The organism is Massilia sp. LC238 (assembly GCF_000735635.1).
Classification (GTDB): domain Bacteria; phylum Pseudomonadota; class Gammaproteobacteria; order Burkholderiales; family Burkholderiaceae_D; genus Telluria; species Telluria varians.
In genome coordinates this window covers 43,811-58,895 of sequence record NZ_JNNN01000005.1, presented here as the reverse complement: position 1 = coordinate 58,895, position 15,085 = coordinate 43,811, and the positions used below count along the sequence as shown (strand labels likewise).

Genomic DNA, 15,085 nt, shown 5'->3' with positions numbered 1-15,085 from the left:
TCATGCGCGTTTCCTCCGGCTGCGTGCGTAGGCATAGGGCGCCAGCAGGGCCAGCACCGGGATCAGCAGGGTAACGGCGCCGGCCGAGGCCAGGCCGATGTTCGAACGCAGGAACAAATGGTCCATGATGAACTTGGCCGGCACCTCGCTGGCGGTGCCCGGGCCGCCGCCGGTCATGGCCACCACCGCGTCGTACAGTTTCACGACGGCGGTGCACAGCAGCAGGAATACGGTGGCCACGGTCGGCCCCAGCATCGGCAGCACGATCTGCAGGTAGACGCGCCAGGCCGGAATGCCGTCCAGGCGCGCCGCCTTGTAGATCTCCGGATCGATGCCGCGCAGGCCGGCCAGCATCATCGCCATCACTAGGCCCGAGGCCTGCCAGACGGCGGCGATGACGATGGTGTAGATGACCATCTCCTGGTCGATGATCCAGTCGAAGCGGAAGCCCGGGAATCCCAGTTGCCGCACCGCGCCCTCGATGCCGGCGCCGGGCGCCAGCATCCACTGCCACACCAGGCCGGTGGCGACGAAGGACATCGCATACGGATACAGGAAGACCGTGCGCAGGAAACCTTCGCCGCTGACGTTCTGGTCGATGAAGGCCGCCAGCAGGAAGCCGAGCACCATGCAGGCGACGATGAACAGCGCGCCATAGACGGCCAGGTTGTTCAGCGAGATCAGCCAGCGCTCGTTGTCGAACAGGCGCACATACTGGGCGGCGCCGATGAAGTTATCCGACGGGAAGGTGCGCGAGGCCGTGAACGAGGTGCGCAGGGTCCACAGCGCCGCGCCGACGTAGGCGACCAGCACCGTCAGCGCCATCGGCAGCAGGGCAATGTGGGGACTGATTCTGTGGGCGCGGAGAAGGAGCATGGCGGTCAGTATTTGAGGGCGTTGGCAATGCTCTTCTGGGCGCGTTCGACCGGCATATTGGTGTTCCAGTAGGCGGTCAGGACGTCCTGCATGGCGCCGTTCTGGTCCGGCGTCAGGTACACCTCGGTGACGCCGGCCTGGCGCGCGCGGTCTTTCATGATCTCGATGCCCTTTTGTGCGCACAGGTCGAGTCCTGTCGCATCGGCATCGGTATGCACCGGTATCGAGCCTTTCAGCTTGCTGAAACCCACCTGCAGGCCGGGTTGCGACACGACGTTGGCGAGTAGTTGCTGCGCCTTGACGGCCTGGCCCTTGTCGGTGCGCGGGAAGACGAACACGTCGCCCTGGATCAGGTAGGGCGTGGCCGGGGTGAAACCGGCCATGCAGCCGTAGTGCTGGCCCGCGACCTGGCCTGCGTTGGTGAACTCGCCCTTGGCCCAGTCGCCCATCACCTGGAAGCCCGCCTTGCCACTGATGACCAGGGCGGTGGCGTCGTTCCAGTTGCGCCCCGGCGATCCTGCATCGACATAGGATTTCAGGCGTTTGAAGGCCAGCAGCACCTGGCGGAACTGCGGCGAGAGCAGGGTGGCCTGGTCGCGGTCGCGGATGGCCTTGAGGTACAGCTCCTTGCCGCCCATGTTGGCCAGGATCGCCGAGAACAGCACGGTCTCCTGCCAGGACTGGCCGCCGTGGGCGAGCGGGATGATGCCGGCGGCCTTGAGCTTGTCGAGCGCGTCGAAGAATTCGCTCATGCTGCCCGGCTCCTTCGCGATGCCGGCCTTTTTGAACGCGGCCTTCGAATACCAGAACCAGGTCTGCATGTGGATGTTCAGCGGCACCGCGTAGTAATGGCCCTGCACCTTGATCACGTCGATGATCGGGGTGGGCAGCATCTGGTCCCAGTTCTGGGCGCGCGCGACGGCGTCGACGTTGTTCAGCATCCCCGCTTCGATCACGTCGAGGAACTGCTTGGAGGTGTTGAACTGGGCCGCGGTGGGCGGGTTGCCGCCGACGATGCGGTTGATGGTCACGGCACGGGACTGGTCGCCGCCGGCGATCGCGGTGTCGATCCACACGCCGCCGGCATCGCGGTAGGCCTGGGCGACCTGCTTGACCGCAGCCGATTCGCCGCCCGAGGTCCACCAGTGGATGACTTCCGCCCTGGGGCCGGCGGGCACCGACGCGGCATGCGCCGGCGCGGCAGGCGTCATGGCAGCGGCGAGCCATGCGCAGGCCGTCGCCAGGGTGCGTGGTGTGAACATCGTGTCTCCGTGTGTGCCTGTATTTTTGGTAAAGTTGGAAACGTTACCATCGGCTTTGCCCGACTATAGCACCGGGTGAAATCGGGGTCAAACAAATATTGCAATCAGGATTCTGGCACATTTCTGATGTCGCCAAGGTAATAAAAGCTGCGCAAAAAATAGGCGACAGCCCATGTCCCGGCAGCCGAATGGTGTGGTATCGTTTCCAGTCATCGCCTGCGTTCAGCGCACTACAATGTCCGCCTTGCGCAATGCAAGAGACGAGACAGGCCTGGAGAGACCATGAATACCACCGAGATTTTCCTGATCGCGATGCTGCTCATTTTCGTTGCACCCTACCTGGTGTGGCGGCTTGGCAGGACCGATTATTTCGCGCCGCTGGCCGTCGTCCAGATCATCATGGGCATCCTGCTGGGGCCCGGCATCCTGGGTGCGGTCTATCCCGAGTACCACCGCTTCGTCTTCAACCCGGACGTGGTGAAGACGCTCAACGGCATCGCCTGGTGGGGCGTGATGCTGTTCGTGATGCTGGCCGGGATCGAGCTCGACCTGAAGAAGGTGTGGCAGTACCGCCGCGAGAGCGTGACCACGGCCGGCCTGTCGCTGAGCATGCCGCTGTTGTTCGGCTGCGGCGCAGCCCTGCTGCTGCTCGCCTACGAGGGCTGGATCGGCCCCAGCGGCGCCTCCTGGCAGTTCGTGCTGGGCATCGGCATGGCTTGCGCGGTGACGGCGCTGCCGGTGCTGGTGCTCCTGATGGAAAAGCTCGACATCCTGCGCCAGCCGATGGGCCAGCGCATCCTGCGCTATGCAAGCCTGGACGACGTCGCCATCTGGGGCGTGCTGGCGCTGATCATGCTGGACTGGGAACGCGTGGGGCGCCAGCTCGGCTTCCTGCTGGCCTTCGGCGTGCTGACCATCCTGTTCCGCCGGCTGATGCTGCGCCTGCCCGCGAGGGACCGCTGGTATGTCGCCCTGATCTGGCTGATCGCCTGCAGCCTCGGCGCCGACTGGGCCGGCCTGCACTACATGGTGGGCGCTTTCCTGGCCGGCGTGGTGATGGATGCGGACTGGTTCGAGCAGGAGAAACTGGACGCGCTGTTCAAGAACGTGCTGCTGGTCTTGATGCCGGTGTTCTTCCTGAGCACCGGCCTACGTACGAAGTGGGACGTGGGCAGTTATCCGGTGTTCTTCGTGGCCGGGCTGCTGCTGTTGGCCTCGGTGGGCGGCAAGCTCGCCGGCGCGCACATCGCCGGCCGGGCGCTCGGCTGGAAAAAGGGCGAGGCTTCCATCATCGGCTGGCTGCTGCAGACCAAGGGCCTGATCGAGATCATCTTCGCCAACATCCTGCTCGACAAGCAAATCATCACCAGCGAGACCTTTACCGCGCTGCTCCTGATGGCGGTGGCCAGCACGATGCTGACGATCCCGATCGTGCATCCGAAGCTGAGCCGGGTACAGAACAGGGGATTGGTCGAACAGGCCAGTTCCTGATGCGAGAGGGCCGCCGATCCGGCGGCCTTGTTCTTTCCAGGTGGCTGGAATTTCCTGCCAGATTCTTGTACCCGGCTGCAAGGTGTTTGCGCAAGGAATGTGGGTGCGACGCGAGGCCCGCCTGCGCGCGCTCAACTGCCGGGCACGCTTCTTTCCTATGATGAGTGCAGAGCCGGTGACCACCCACGGCGCCGGCGCTTGCGAGCACTCGTTGGGAGGAAATCATGTCTATCTCAAAACGCACGGCGACGCTGGACGCCACATCCCGATCCTCGTCGCGCGCCGAAGCGCTCCTGGCAGAGAACGAGGAGCATCTCACCCATCCGAACGTCGCCGCCTTCCTGAAGGCGATCGCGGCAGCCGAAGGCGGCGGCTATGATTTCCGGTATGGCGCGCTGAAGGGAAGGTCGGACGATCGCTGGCGCTTCACCGATATGTCGACCCATCCTGGGCCTGGTATCGGCGGCAAGTCCACCGCGGCCGGCATGTACCAGATCACCCGTCCCACCTGGCAGCATCATGGCGCCAAGCTCGGACTTCGGGATTTTTCGCCGCGTACGCAAGACCTGATTGCGGTGGAGATCCTGCGCAGCCTGGGCATCATCGACGCGATCAAGCAGGGCGCGATTGCGGAGGTCATGCCGAAGGTCGCGCGCATCTGGGCCGCGCTGCCGAAAGGACCGGGGCAGCGCAACCACTACCCGCCGCAACGCTACGTCAGCTTCGATCGCTTTCTCTCCGCCTACCGCGATGCGGGCGGCAGCGTCGCCTGAGCGGCAAAGCGATCCATCAGCTATCGCGCGCCGCGAGCCCTTGCAGCAAGGGCTGCAGCAGTTCGAAGTCGATCGGCTTGGTGATATGGTGGTCGAAGCCGGCCTCGAAGGCGCGTTCGCGGTCTTTCTGCTGGCCCCATCCGGTGGTGGCGATGAGCATGGCATGCGCGCCGGCGGGCAGCTGGCGCATGCGGCGGGCCAGCTCGTAGCCGTTCATGTCCGGCAGGCCGATGTCCAGCAGCGCCGCCGCGGGCGCGAAGGCAGGGAGCAGTTCCAGCGCCTGGGCGGCCGAATGGGCGACCTGGGTCTCGCAGCCCGAGCACTCGAGCGCCATCGCCAGCATCTGCGCAGCATCCTCGTTGTCGTCCACGACCAGTACCCGTACCCGGGCCGGAAGGGCGCCGGCCGGGGCGGCCTCCGCGGGACGGGCGGCCGCCATCGACAGCGGCAGGCGCACGCTGAACGTGCTGCCCTGGCCCGGGCCGGCGCTGTCCGCCGCGATGCTGCCGCCATGAAGTTCCACGATGCCGCGTACCAGCCCAAGGCCGATGCCGAGTCCGCCCCTGGAGCGCTCCAGCGCGGGTTCGAGCTGCGAAAACATGTCGAAGATATTGGCAAGCGCGTCGGCCGGGATGCCGATGCCGTTGTCGCTTACCCGGATCTCGGCCATGTCCCCGTCGCAGGCAAGCTGGAGTTCGATCAGGCCGCCCTCCGGCGTGTACTTGGCCGCATTGGTGAGCAGGTTCAGCACGACCTGCGACAGACGCGTCGGGTCGCCGTCCACGGTGACCGGCGGCGGCGCAATCGACAGCCGCAGCGTATGGCCTGCCGCTTCCATGGTCGCGGCCAGGTCCTGGGCGGCGCCCGTCACCAGTGCGGACAGTTCGACCGCGCTGCGGCGCAGCTGCATGCGCCCCTGCGTGATGCGCGAGACTTCCATCAGGTCATCGGATGCGATGGGAGAAATTTAACAAGTAGATTATAGCCCTGTAATACTAAGCGGCTCCGCACATTTGACCCGGAATTGTCCTGCTTCGCGCATTTGTTGTTTCCCGGCTTTCGGGCGAGCTTGTAGAAGGACGGAAAACAAAAAGCCCAGCCAAATGGCTGGGCTCAATGCCTGGGAAGTTGGTGCCGACTGCAGGACTCGAACCCGCCACCTGATGATTACAAATCAACTGCTCTACCTGATGAGCTAAGTCGGCTTAATCTTGGAACAACGATTATACGCTATTTGATGCGTGTCAACGTTGGACGCCCACCCTTCTTGGGCGGCTCGTCGTCATCGCTCGGCGTGGAAGCGGTTTCAGCCGCCGGCGTTTCCGCCTGCTTGCCCGGCACCGCCGACAGCGACGGCGCAGAAGCTTCCTCGGCAGACGAGGGCGCCATCTCCGACGCCGTCACGTTCACCTCGAACGCCATCCCCTGCCCATTCTCGTTCGCATAAATCGCCAGCACGTTCTGCACCGGAATGTACAGCTCGCGCGAGACGCCATTGAAGCGCGCCCGGAAGTGGATCGCGTCGTTGTCCATCTTCAGGCCCGAGGTGGCGCCGTAGCTGATGTTCAGGATGATCTCGCCTTTGCGGACGTATTCCATCGGCACCGTCGTGGCGGCGTCGACCTTGACCGCGAGGTAGGGCGTGTAGCCGCTGTCCGTGCACCACTCGTAGATGGCGCGCAGCAGATAGGGCTTGGTGGAGATCTCTGACATGGATGTGATAAAAAAAGCTATACCTGACCGCGCCAGTTTACCGGATTCGCCTGGGCGGCGTCCGAAACCGGCGCGTATCGAATCGAGTGACGCAAGATGCGGACGGGGAGGACCCGCCCGCACATGGCATCAGCGGCGCATCACCTTCTCGGACGGGGTCAGCGCCTCGATGTAGGCCGGACGCGAGAAGATGCGCTCGGCGTACTTCATCAGCGGGGCTGCGGTCTTCGACAGCTCGATGCCGTAGTGGTCCAGGCGCCAGAGCAGCGGGGCAATCGCGACGTCCAGCATCGAGAACTCGTCGCCCAGCATGTACTTGTTCTTCAGGAACAGCGGAGCCAGCGTGGTCAGGCGGTCGCGGATTTCCGAACGGGCCTTGTCGTGGCTCTTGTCGTTCGTCTTGTTGCGCTCGCTTTCCAGCGTGTGCACGTGGACGAACAGTTCCTTCTCGAAGTTGAACAGCATCAGGCGGGCACGCGCGCGCATCAGCGGGTCGGCCGGCATCAGCTGCGGGTGCGGGAAGCGCTCGTCGATGTATTCGTTGATGATGTTCGACTCATACAGGATCAGTTCGCGCTCGACCAGGATCGGCACCTGGCCGTAGGGGTTCATGGTCGAGATGTCTTCCGGCTTGTTGAACAGGTCGACGTCGCGCACCTCGAAGTCCATGCCCTTTTCGAACAGGACCAGGCGGCAGCGTTGGGAGAACGGGCACGTGGTGCCGGAGTAGAGAACCATCATGGTTTATAGTTCCTTAAGAAACAATGGGGTGAAGCGCCTAGCGATTCACCCCGAAAAATGATTGCCCGTATTATAGCCAACCGGGCAATGAAAGCGAATTTACTTCACTTCTTTCCAGTAGGATTTGTTTAAAAGCCAAGCAAGGAAGGCAAATCCTGTCATGAACAGCAACACGATAACCCCCAACTTCTTGCGCGTGTCTTGCGCTGGCTCAGCCATCCACACCAGGTAGGCAACCAGGTCGGCGGTGGCGGTGTCGAACTCCTGCTGGGTCATCGTACCCGGTTGTACCGCTTCGAAACCGACGAACTTATGCAGGGTCTTGCCGGCTTCGTGCGGGTCAGGCACGTCCTGGAACTTCGCCTGGCGCACGCCCTGTTCCTGCCACATTACGTGCGGCATGGCCACGTTCGGCACCACCATGTTGTTCCAGCCGGTCGGGCGGGCGTCGTCCTTGTAGAAGGTGCGCAGGTAGGTGTACAGGTAGTCCGCGCCGGTGCCCGAAGGCGAGGCTTTCGCGCGCGCCATCACCGACAAATCCGGCGGCACGGCGCCGAACCAGGTCTTGGCGTCGTCCGGGCGCATGGCTGTGGTCATCATGCCGCCAACCTTGTCTTGTGAAAACAACAGATTGTTCTTGATCTGCTCTTCGGTCAGGCCGATATCGCGCAGGCGGTTGTAGCGCATGGCGGACGCCGAGTGGCAGTTCAGGCAGTGGTTCACGAACAGCTTGGCGCCGTTCTGCAGCGAGGCCAGGTCGCTGCGCTCCGGTGCCGGCTCGAGCGGGAAGCCGCCTTCCGCGGCGAATGCCAGTCCCGGCACCAGGGCCAGGACCGCGATCAGTTTCTTCGCAAATTTCATGTGTCTGTCCTTTGGTCCGTGATTAGTGTGCCGAGTAGGTCAGGCGATTCGGGACCGGCTTGAACCGGCCCATCGTGCTCCACCACGGCATCAACAGGAAGAACGCAAAGTACAGCAGGGTCGCCACTTGCGAGATGATGGTGTAGGCCGGCGTCGGCAGCTGGGTGCCCAGGTAGCCCAGGGCCACGAAGCACAGGCCGAACAGGATGTACACGTACTTGTGCCAGTCCGGACGGTAGCGGATCGAGCGCGCCGGCGAGTGGTCGAGCCACGGCAGGAAGGCGATGATCACCACCGACGAACCGAACAGCACCACGCCCCAGAACTTCGCATCCAGCACCTGCGGCAGCATGCCGACGATCAGGACCAGGCCGATCACGGCCACCGCGATCTTGGTCTTGTAGGCCAGGCGCGACTTGAGCCAGATGAACACGACGTAGGCGGCGATCGCGGCCATCAGCACGTACATGAAGTCGGCGGTGGTGGCGCGCAGCACCGAGTAGAACGGCGTGAAGTACCAGGTCGGCGCGATGTGCGGCGGAGTCTTCATCGGGTCGGCCGGCAGGAAGTTGTTGTACTCCAGGAAGTAGCCGCCCATTTCAGGCGCGAAGAACACGACCGCCGAGAAGATGGTCAGGAACACCGCCACGCCGAAGAAGTCCTTGGTCGAGTAGTAGGGGTGCGAGGGGATGCCGTCCACAGGATGGCCGTCCGCGTCCAGGTTGTCCTTGATCTCGATGCCGTCCGGGTTGTTCGAGCCGACTTCGTGCAGCGCGATCAGGTGCGCCGCCACCAGGCCCAGGATTACCAGCGGCAGGGCGATGACGTGGAAGGCGAAGAAGCGGTTCAGGGTGGCGTCCGACACGACGTAGTCGCCGCGGATCCACAGCGACAGGTCCGGGCCGATGACCGGGATCGCGCCGAACAGGTTGACGATCACCTGGGCGCCCCAGTACGACATCTGGCCCCATGGCAGCAGGTAGCCGAAGAAGGCTTCGGCCATCAGGCACAGGAAGATGCCGAAGCCGAACAGCCAGATCAGCTCGCGCGGCTTGCGGTAGGAGCCGTACATCAGGCCGCGCGCCATGTGCAGGTAGACCACGATGAAGAACATCGAGGCGCCGGTCGAGTGCATGTAGCGCACCAGCCAGCCCCACGGCACTTCGCGCATGATGTATTCGACCGAGCCGAAGGCCAGGTTGGCGTCCGGCTTGTAGTGCATGGTCAGGAAGATGCCGGTGACGATCTGCAGCACCAGCACCAGCATGGCCAGCGAACCGAACAGGTACCAGACGTTGAAGTTCTTCGGCGCGTAGTACTTGCCCCACTGGTCGTTCCACAGCTTCGACAGCGGGAAGCGGTCGTCGACCCAGGCCAGTGCCCTGGTGCCTGCGCCCGCGTTGGCCGGGACTTGGGTTTCTTTGAATGGGCCGCCCATGTTATGCCTCGCCTTTCTCGTCTTTGCCGATGATCAGCTTGTTATCGGAGAGGTACATGTACGGCGGGACGTCCATGTTGGTCGGCGCCGGCTTGTTGCGGAAGACGCGCGCCGACAGGTCGAAGGTCGAGCCGTGGCAGGGGCACAGGAAACCGCCCGGCCAGTTGTCGGGCAGATTCGGCTGGGGGCCGGACGCGAGGCGCGAGGACGGCGAGCAGCCGAGGTGGGAGCAGATGCCGACCGTGACCAGCACTTCCTTGTGGTCTTCGCGCGCGCGCCAGGGGTTCCTGGCGTATTCCGGCGTGGGCAGCTGGTATTCTTTTTCGGAGTTGGGGTCGGCCAGTTCGGCCGTGTCCTTCTCGAGGGTGGCCATCATCTCCGGGGTGCGGCGCAGGATCCAGACCGGCTTGCCGCGCCATTCGACCACCTTCATATCGCCTGGCTTGACGTCGGAGATGTCGACCTCGACCGGGGCGCCGGCGGCTTTCGCCCGCTCCGACGGCTGGAAGGTACTCACAAGAACGCCCGCCGTGGACACCCCGACGACGCCACCAGCAGCGCATGTCGCGACGAGCAGTCCGCGTCGGCCTGAATCGACCTGCTTTTCAATACTCATACCAACCCCACTCCGTGAAAATACGAATCTTAAGAATCAATAAAGAGCTTCCAGCAACACAAAATTATATGTGAACGGCAATACCGATTGGAAAAAAATTATCAAGCGGACACATCCGCGTGGAATTGACCCTCCTGTTAGACCACAAAGCTGCGTGTGCATCCGTAGCATTGTCGCTTGGGGTATCATGAAATCGCATGACTCAAAAACAACCTAAGGGGAACAAACATGTCAATGATGGGAGAGTTCAAAACCTTCGCCATGCGCGGCAACGTCGTCGATCTTGCGGTCGGCGTGATCATCGGCGGCGCCTTCGGCCGCATCGTCGATTCGCTGGTGAAGGATGTCATCATGCCGCCGATCAGTATGTTGTTCGGCGGCCTCGATTTCTCGAATTACTACCTGCCCCTGAATGGCCAGGACACCGCGCTGCCGCTGGCCGAGGCCCAAAAGGCGGGCGCCGTGCTCGCCTACGGCAACTTCCTCACCATTCTGCTGAACTTCATCCTGCTCGCCTTTGTCATCTTCCAGATGGTGCGCGTCGTGAACCGCCTGCGTGGCCCGGTCGAGGCGCCGACGCCGGCCGAGAAGGAAGAGATCCTGCTGCTGCGCGACATCCGCGACTCCCTGAAGAAGCCCTGAGAAAGCAAGCCATGAGCGACAGCGTCCATGAACTCAAGCCGCCGGGCATGCGCCCGCGGCGCCAGCCGGGAGCGTTCAGGCGCTTCTGGCTGCTGTTCGCGCAGGCCGTCACGGTCGCGCTGGCGCTGTATTTCGTGGTCGCCGCCATGCGCCCGGACTGGCTGGAGCGCGCGCCCGCGCGGGTGGCGCTCGGCCCGGCCGGCCAGCAGGTGCCGGTGCTGCAAGGGGCCAGCGTGCCGGCCAGCGGCAGCTACCGCGAGGCGGCCGGGCGCGCCATGCCGGCCGTCGTCAACATCCTCACCAGCAAGGCCACGCGCGAGACGCATCCGCTGCTCAAGGACCCCTTCTTCCGCCGCTTCTTCGGCGACCGGATGCCGCCCGACGAGCAGCTGGCCAGCCTGGGCTCGGGCGTGATCGTCAGCGGCGACGGCTACATCCTGACCAACAACCACGTGATCGAAGGCGCCGACGTCATCGAGGTCGGCCTGGCGGACGGTCGCAAGGCGGCGGCGCGCATCGTCGGCACCGATCCGGAAACCGACCTGGCCGTGATCCGCATCAATGAGCGCAAGCTGCCCGTGATGGTGCTGGGCGATCCGGAAGGCGCGCGGGTGGGCGACGTGGTGCTGGCCATCGGCAATCCGTTCGGGGTCGGCCAGACCGTCACCCTCGGTATCATCTCTGCGCTGGGGCGCAACAACCTGCACATCAACCACTTCGAGAATTTCATCCAGACCGACGCCGCGATCAACTTCGGCAACTCGGGCGGGGCGCTGGTCGACACCAACGGCCAGCTGCTCGGGATTAACTCGGCCATCTATTCGCAGACCGGCGGCTCGGTCGGCATCGGCTTCGCCATCCCGGTCAGCACCGCCAAGATGGTGCTGGACTCGATCGTCAAGCACGGCCAGGTGGTGCGCGGCTGGATCGGCATCGAATCGCAGGACATCACGCCCGAACTGGCCGAAAGCTTCGGCCTGGGCCGCTCGAGCGGCGCCATCATCGCCGGCGTGGTGCGCGGCGGCCCGGCCGACCGCGCCGGCATGCGTCCCGGGGACATCCTGGTCGCGGTCGGCGGCAAGAACGTGGCCAACACCAGCGAGATGCTCAACCTGATCGCCCAGCTCGAGCCGGGCGAAAAGGCGCCGCTGCGCATCCTGCGCAAGAACCGCGAGTCCACGCTCGACGTCACCGTCGGCAAGCGTCCGCGCCAGCCCCAGTAACTTTTTTCGGACCTCTTCATGCACCTGCGTGACCTGACGCAATTCTTAAGCGAGCTCAGCGAAAACAACAACCGTCCCTGGTTCCTCTGGAACAAACCACGCTACGACATCCTGCGGGCCGAATTCCTGCAAGTGGTCACCGAATTGATCGGAGAGCTGGGCGCTTTCGACAAGCAGGTGGCCGGCTGCGATCCCAAGAAGGCGCTGTTCCGCATCCACCGCGACGTGCGCTTCGCCAAGGACAAGCGGCCCTACAAAACCCATTTCTCGGCCGGCATCGCGCCGCTCAACAAGCGCCGTCCGAGTGCGGCGGGCGGCCCGACCTATTACTTCCATATCGAGGCCAACGGCAACCTGCTGTTCGGCGCGGGCGAATACCTGCCGCCGGCGCACCGCCTGAAGGCGATCCGCCAGCACGTGGTCAACGATGCGACAGGCTTCAGCAAAATGTTGAAGAATAAGCATCTCCGCGCGACCTATGGCGACCTGCAGTTCGAAGACGTCCTGCAGCGGCGTCCGAAAGGCGTCGACCCGAACCACCCGCTGGTCGAGTACCTGAAGCTGAAGAGCTATTTCGTCTGGGTCGAGGTGCCGCTGCTGCTCAACTCACCCGAGTTGCTGGTGCCGCAGCTGGCGAGCGGAATGAAGGATGCGTTCCCGCTGGTGACCTGGCTGCGAAGTGTGCCAGATGAGGTGCCGGAGCCGCGGGAAGAACAGGAACCAAGCGAATAAGGAGGGCGACCATGGCCTTGCAACATGCAGTTTCGGGCGAGCGCATCGTATTACAGCGCGGCGACGACGACATCGCCCATTTCACGTCGATTGCGCTCATCAAGACCGAGCACATGGAACTGATCCGGCTGGTGCTGCCGAAGGAAAAGCCGATGCCGGAGCACCGGGTCGAGGGCGAAATGACCCTGGTGTGCCTGGAAGGAGAAATCGCCTTCGACGCGCACGGGCGCACCACGATCCTGCGGCCGAACGAGATGGTGTATCTGGCGGGCGGCGAGCCGCATGCGATCCGCGCCAACAAGGATGCGGTGGCCTTGATGACCATCCTGCTGGGGCCGGTGCGCACGGGGGGGCCGACGAATGATCCGCGTGGGTCGGGGAACTGAGGGTGCGCTGCGCTCTGGTACGTTAGCGGTACGCGACGAATTTGGATCCCGGCCTTTGCCGGGATGACGTTGTTTAAGTATGCGAGTACGCTGGCGCTACCACTTCAGTTAACTGAAAGACCGTCGTACCGGCGAAGGCGGATCAATGCCACTGGCATTGATCCCCCAATTTTGCCTGAGCAGCCACTAGTTCACGCCAACTCATCCCTCGGATCCCGCGCCAGCAAGCGCTGCGCCATCTCCGTCGCATTCACCCCATCGAACAGCACCGCGGCCACCGCCTCGGTAATCGGCATCTCCACGCCCAGCCTGCGCGACAGTTCGCGCACCGCCTTCGCGCACGGCACGCCTTCCGCCACGTGCCCCAGTTCGGCCACGATGGTGTCCAGCTGCTTGCCCTGCGCCAGCGCCAGCCCGACGCGCCGGTTGCGCGACAGGTCGCCGGTGCAGGTCAGGATCAGGTCGCCCATGCCGGTCAGGCCCATGAAGGTGCCGGCCTGCGCGCCCAGGTGCACGCCCAGGCGGGTGATTTCGGCCAGGCCGCGGGTGATCAGGGCCGCGCGGGCGTTCAGCCCCAGTCCCAGGCCGTCCGAAGCGCCGGTGGCGATCGCCATCACGTTCTTGACCGCGCCGCCCACTTCCACGCCGACCATGTCGTCGCAGGCGTAGACCCGCATGTTGTCGGCGTGCGCCGCGGCGACCACGCGCTCGCGCAGCGGCGCCGAGGTCGAGGCCACGGTCAGGGCGCAGGGCAGGGCGCGCGCCACTTCCTGGGCAAAGGAGGGGCCGGACAGCGCCGCTGCCGGCACGCTGTCGCCCAGTACCTCGGCCGCCACCTGGTGCGGCAGCAGGCCGGTGCCGGCTTCGAAGCCCTTGCACAGCCAGACCACGTTCGGAATGGCGCGGCCCTTCAGCTGCCCCAGCAGGGGGCGCAGGCCGGCCACCGGGCAAGCCAGGATCAGCAGCGGTGCTTCGTCAGCCGAGGCGCCGGCCACGTGGGCCAGCGCGGCCTCGAAGTCGGCGCTCACGCGCAAGGAGGAAGGCAGCGGGTAGCCGGGCAGGTAGTGCAGGTTCTCGCGCGCTGCCTGGGTTTCGGCCATCTGCTCGGGATTGCGGCCCCACAGCAGCACGTCGTGGCGGGCGGCCAGGGCGATGGCCATGGCCGTGCCCCAGGCGCCGGCGCCCAGGACGGTGATCTTGGAAGGAGTTTTCTGTTGTTGCATGCGCATTAGCTAAAACTGCGGGGCATCACAGGCCCCAGACGTCGTTCGCACGGACATAGCCGTCGATGCCGTCACGGTGGCGAATCCGGATCCAGGTGAGGGCGGTCGGGTCGACCAGTTCGAGCAGGACACCCCTGTCGGCCGTCATCAGGACCTTGCTGGTCTCGTCGGGGCCGGCGAAGACCTTGGCTCCGGGCGTGCGAACCACGAGGTTGCGGCGCGGGCTCAGGCCCTTGGCTTCGGTCCAGGCCAGGTCGCCGTTGGCGTCGCGGACCTTGACCCACTCGGCGTAGCTCGACACCACCTGCAGCGGCATGCCGCGCGGGGCGATGTACATCCTGGCGCCCTTGGTGCTCGGGGTGTCGTACAGGATCACCGGGGCCGCGCCCACGCTCTTGAAGTCGAAGGCGAATGCGGACGGTGCCGCCAGCAGGAGCACGCTTGCAAGGAGACGGGATGGAATCATGGCGGGCCGAAGGACGAAGTGACCGGGGCGCCGGAGGCACGGACACCGCAAGGAGCGGCGCCCGTGGATGGGAACAACTTATTGTGCCGGGGTGGTAGCGGCCTGGGCCATTGCCTGCTGGCGCTGCTGGTAGAAGGCTTCGAAGTTGATCTCGGCCAGGTGCACCGGCGGGAAGCCTGCACGGCTGATCACGTCAGCGATGTTGGCGCGCAGGTACGGGTAGACGATGTTCGGGCAGCCGATGCCCAGCAGCGGATCCATCTGGTCAGCCGGGATGTTGCGGGCTTCAAAGATGCCTGCCTGCTTGCCTTCGACCAGGAAAGCGACCTTGTCCTTCAGCTTGGCGGTGACGGTGATGGTCACGGTCGATTCGTAGATGCCTTCGGCGATCGACTCGGCGCCGACGTCCAGCGACACTTCGATGGTCGGGGCTTCCTGTTCGAGGAAGATCGACGGGGAATTCGGTTGTTCCAGCGACATGTCTTTCAGGTAGACGCGTTGGATTTGGAATACTGGTTGCAGGTTTTCGTCGGACATGGAACGCTTTCGTTTTAAATGATGGTGGACGGACGCGCCGTCCCGGTACTTTGGTCAAACGCGAGGGCAATTGTATCAAAATCAATTCTGATGCAATACCCCCAG

17 protein-coding genes and 1 tRNA gene are annotated in these 15,085 nt (G+C 64.2%); 6 read left to right on the top strand and 12 right to left on the bottom strand.

From position 1 onward, the window contains the following. Both FG94_RS01180 and FG94_RS01175 read right to left on the bottom strand, forming a co-directional pair. The gene (locus FG94_RS01180) at nucleotides 1-876 is read right to left on the bottom strand and encodes a carbohydrate ABC transporter permease (protein WP_036205966.1); all 876 of its coding nucleotides are present in this window, start codon (nucleotides 874-876) and stop codon (nucleotides 1-3) included. 5 nt (nucleotides 877-881) lie between these two features. Next, entirely contained in the window at nucleotides 882-2,138 is a 1,257-nt protein-coding gene (locus FG94_RS01175) for an ABC transporter substrate-binding protein (RefSeq protein WP_036205965.1), read from the bottom strand. Between the two features lie 282 nt (nucleotides 2,139-2,420). On the opposite strand from FG94_RS01175, the gene FG94_RS01170 reads away from it, so the two are divergent. Beyond that, nucleotides 2,421-3,629 carry a cation:proton antiporter gene (locus FG94_RS01170; protein ID WP_036205964.1) on the top strand — a complete coding sequence of 403 codons (1,209 nt, stop codon included), beginning with the start codon at nucleotides 2,421-2,423 and terminating at the stop codon, nucleotides 3,627-3,629. 224 nt (nucleotides 3,630-3,853) lie between these two features. Continuing rightward, nucleotides 3,854-4,402 carry a glycoside hydrolase family 104 protein gene (locus FG94_RS01165; RefSeq protein ID WP_229445805.1) on the top strand — a complete coding sequence of 183 codons (549 nt, stop codon included), beginning with the start codon at nucleotides 3,854-3,856 and terminating at the stop codon, nucleotides 4,400-4,402. A 16-nt stretch (nucleotides 4,403-4,418) separates the two neighbouring features. On the opposite strand, the gene FG94_RS01160 is transcribed toward FG94_RS01165, so the two are convergent. The 7 genes from FG94_RS01160 to petA form a co-directional block, all read right to left on the bottom strand. Then, complete coding sequence (locus FG94_RS01160) at nucleotides 4,419-5,342, bottom strand: ATP-binding protein (protein ID WP_081925706.1); 924 nt, start codon at nucleotides 5,340-5,342, stop codon at nucleotides 4,419-4,421. A gap of 189 nt (nucleotides 5,343-5,531) precedes the next feature. Continuing rightward, a tRNA-Thr gene (locus FG94_RS01155) sits at nucleotides 5,532-5,607 on the bottom strand. A 25-nt stretch (nucleotides 5,608-5,632) separates the two neighbouring features. After that, nucleotides 5,633-6,115 (bottom strand): ClpXP protease specificity-enhancing factor, encoded by a 483-nt coding sequence (locus FG94_RS01150; protein ID WP_036205963.1) that lies wholly within the window; start codon nucleotides 6,113-6,115, stop codon nucleotides 5,633-5,635. A gap of 129 nt (nucleotides 6,116-6,244) precedes the next feature. Then, nucleotides 6,245-6,856 (bottom strand): glutathione S-transferase N-terminal domain-containing protein, encoded by a 612-nt coding sequence (locus FG94_RS01145; protein WP_026354566.1) that lies wholly within the window; start codon nucleotides 6,854-6,856, stop codon nucleotides 6,245-6,247. Between the two features lie 99 nt (nucleotides 6,857-6,955). Further along, a complete protein-coding gene (locus FG94_RS01140; RefSeq protein WP_027867482.1) occupies nucleotides 6,956-7,717 on the bottom strand; it encodes a cytochrome c1 in 762 nt (253 codons plus the stop codon). A gap of 22 nt (nucleotides 7,718-7,739) precedes the next feature. After that, nucleotides 7,740-9,155, bottom strand: a complete 1,416-nt coding sequence (locus FG94_RS01135; RefSeq protein ID WP_036205962.1) for a cytochrome b N-terminal domain-containing protein — start codon at nucleotides 9,153-9,155, stop codon at nucleotides 7,740-7,742. Between the two features lies 1 nt (nucleotide 9,156). Then, the gene (gene petA / locus FG94_RS01130) at nucleotides 9,157-9,771 is read right to left on the bottom strand and encodes a ubiquinol-cytochrome c reductase iron-sulfur subunit (protein WP_036205961.1); all 615 of its coding nucleotides are present in this window, start codon (nucleotides 9,769-9,771) and stop codon (nucleotides 9,157-9,159) included. A gap of 228 nt (nucleotides 9,772-9,999) precedes the next feature. On the opposite strand from petA, the gene mscL reads away from it, so the two are divergent. From mscL to FG94_RS01110, 4 genes are read left to right on the top strand one after another with little or no spacing between them, the layout of a single operon-like run. Beyond that, nucleotides 10,000-10,413: a large conductance mechanosensitive channel protein MscL gene (gene mscL / locus FG94_RS01125; RefSeq protein ID WP_036205960.1), complete on the top strand. Its 414-nt coding sequence runs from the start codon at nucleotides 10,000-10,002 to the stop codon at nucleotides 10,411-10,413. A gap of 47 nt (nucleotides 10,414-10,460) precedes the next feature. Further along, nucleotides 10,461-11,636, top strand: a complete 1,176-nt coding sequence (locus FG94_RS01120; protein ID WP_036206018.1) for a Do family serine endopeptidase — start codon at nucleotides 10,461-10,463, stop codon at nucleotides 11,634-11,636. A gap of 18 nt (nucleotides 11,637-11,654) precedes the next feature. Continuing rightward, nucleotides 11,655-12,368 (top strand): DUF2461 domain-containing protein, encoded by a 714-nt coding sequence (locus FG94_RS01115; protein WP_036205959.1) that lies wholly within the window; start codon nucleotides 11,655-11,657, stop codon nucleotides 12,366-12,368. Nucleotides 12,369-12,379: 11 nt separating this feature from the next. After that, the gene (locus FG94_RS01110) at nucleotides 12,380-12,754 is read left to right on the top strand and encodes a cupin domain-containing protein (protein ID WP_036205958.1); all 375 of its coding nucleotides are present in this window, start codon (nucleotides 12,380-12,382) and stop codon (nucleotides 12,752-12,754) included. Between the two features lie 191 nt (nucleotides 12,755-12,945). On the opposite strand, the gene FG94_RS01105 is transcribed toward FG94_RS01110, so the two are convergent. The 3 genes from FG94_RS01105 to secB all read right to left on the bottom strand — a co-directional run bounded on the left by FG94_RS01105 (nucleotide 12,946) and on the right by secB (nucleotide 14,980). Further along, nucleotides 12,946-13,977 carry an NAD(P)H-dependent glycerol-3-phosphate dehydrogenase gene (locus FG94_RS01105; RefSeq protein WP_036206016.1) on the bottom strand — a complete coding sequence of 344 codons (1,032 nt, stop codon included), beginning with the start codon at nucleotides 13,975-13,977 and terminating at the stop codon, nucleotides 12,946-12,948. Between the two features lie 25 nt (nucleotides 13,978-14,002). Next, nucleotides 14,003-14,443 carry an SH3 domain-containing protein gene (locus FG94_RS01100; protein WP_036205957.1) on the bottom strand — a complete coding sequence of 147 codons (441 nt, stop codon included), beginning with the start codon at nucleotides 14,441-14,443 and terminating at the stop codon, nucleotides 14,003-14,005. A gap of 78 nt (nucleotides 14,444-14,521) precedes the next feature. Then, complete coding sequence (secB, locus tag FG94_RS01095; protein WP_027867490.1) at nucleotides 14,522-14,980, bottom strand: protein-export chaperone SecB; 459 nt, start codon at nucleotides 14,978-14,980, stop codon at nucleotides 14,522-14,524. Nucleotides 14,981-15,085 lie beyond the last annotated feature (105 nt).

Coding starts and splice junctions, on each gene's coding strand:
- petA (WP_036205961.1), bottom strand. CDS start 9,771: ATGAGTATTGAAAAGCAGGTCGATTCAGGCCGACGCGGACTGCTCGTC.
- FG94_RS01175 (WP_036205965.1), bottom strand. CDS start 2,138: ATGTTCACACCACGCACCCTGGCGACGGCCTGCGCATGGCTCGCCGCT.
- mscL (WP_036205960.1), top strand. CDS start 10,000: ATGTCAATGATGGGAGAGTTCAAAACCTTCGCCATGCGCGGCAACGTC.
- FG94_RS01180 (WP_036205966.1), bottom strand. CDS start 876: ATGCTCCTTCTCCGCGCCCACAGAATCAGTCCCCACATTGCCCTGCTG.
- FG94_RS01150 (WP_036205963.1), bottom strand. CDS start 6,115: ATGTCAGAGATCTCCACCAAGCCCTATCTGCTGCGCGCCATCTACGAG.
- FG94_RS01115 (WP_036205959.1), top strand. CDS start 11,655: ATGCACCTGCGTGACCTGACGCAATTCTTAAGCGAGCTCAGCGAAAAC.
- FG94_RS01135 (WP_036205962.1), bottom strand. CDS start 9,155: ATGGGCGGCCCATTCAAAGAAACCCAAGTCCCGGCCAACGCGGGCGCA.
- FG94_RS01145 (WP_026354566.1), bottom strand. CDS start 6,856: ATGATGGTTCTCTACTCCGGCACCACGTGCCCGTTCTCCCAACGCTGC.
- FG94_RS01105 (WP_036206016.1), bottom strand. CDS start 13,977: ATGCAACAACAGAAAACTCCTTCCAAGATCACCGTCCTGGGCGCCGGC.
- FG94_RS01100 (WP_036205957.1), bottom strand. CDS start 14,443: ATGATTCCATCCCGTCTCCTTGCAAGCGTGCTCCTGCTGGCGGCACCG.
- FG94_RS01160 (WP_081925706.1), bottom strand. CDS start 5,342: ATGGAAGTCTCGCGCATCACGCAGGGGCGCATGCAGCTGCGCCGCAGC.
- FG94_RS01170 (WP_036205964.1), top strand. CDS start 2,421: ATGAATACCACCGAGATTTTCCTGATCGCGATGCTGCTCATTTTCGTT.
- FG94_RS01110 (WP_036205958.1), top strand. CDS start 12,380: ATGGCCTTGCAACATGCAGTTTCGGGCGAGCGCATCGTATTACAGCGC.
- FG94_RS01120 (WP_036206018.1), top strand. CDS start 10,461: ATGCGCCCGCGGCGCCAGCCGGGAGCGTTCAGGCGCTTCTGGCTGCTG.
- FG94_RS01165 (WP_229445805.1), top strand. CDS start 3,854: ATGTCTATCTCAAAACGCACGGCGACGCTGGACGCCACATCCCGATCC.
- secB (WP_027867490.1), bottom strand. CDS start 14,980: ATGTCCGACGAAAACCTGCAACCAGTATTCCAAATCCAACGCGTCTAC.
- FG94_RS01140 (WP_027867482.1), bottom strand. CDS start 7,717: ATGAAATTTGCGAAGAAACTGATCGCGGTCCTGGCCCTGGTGCCGGGA.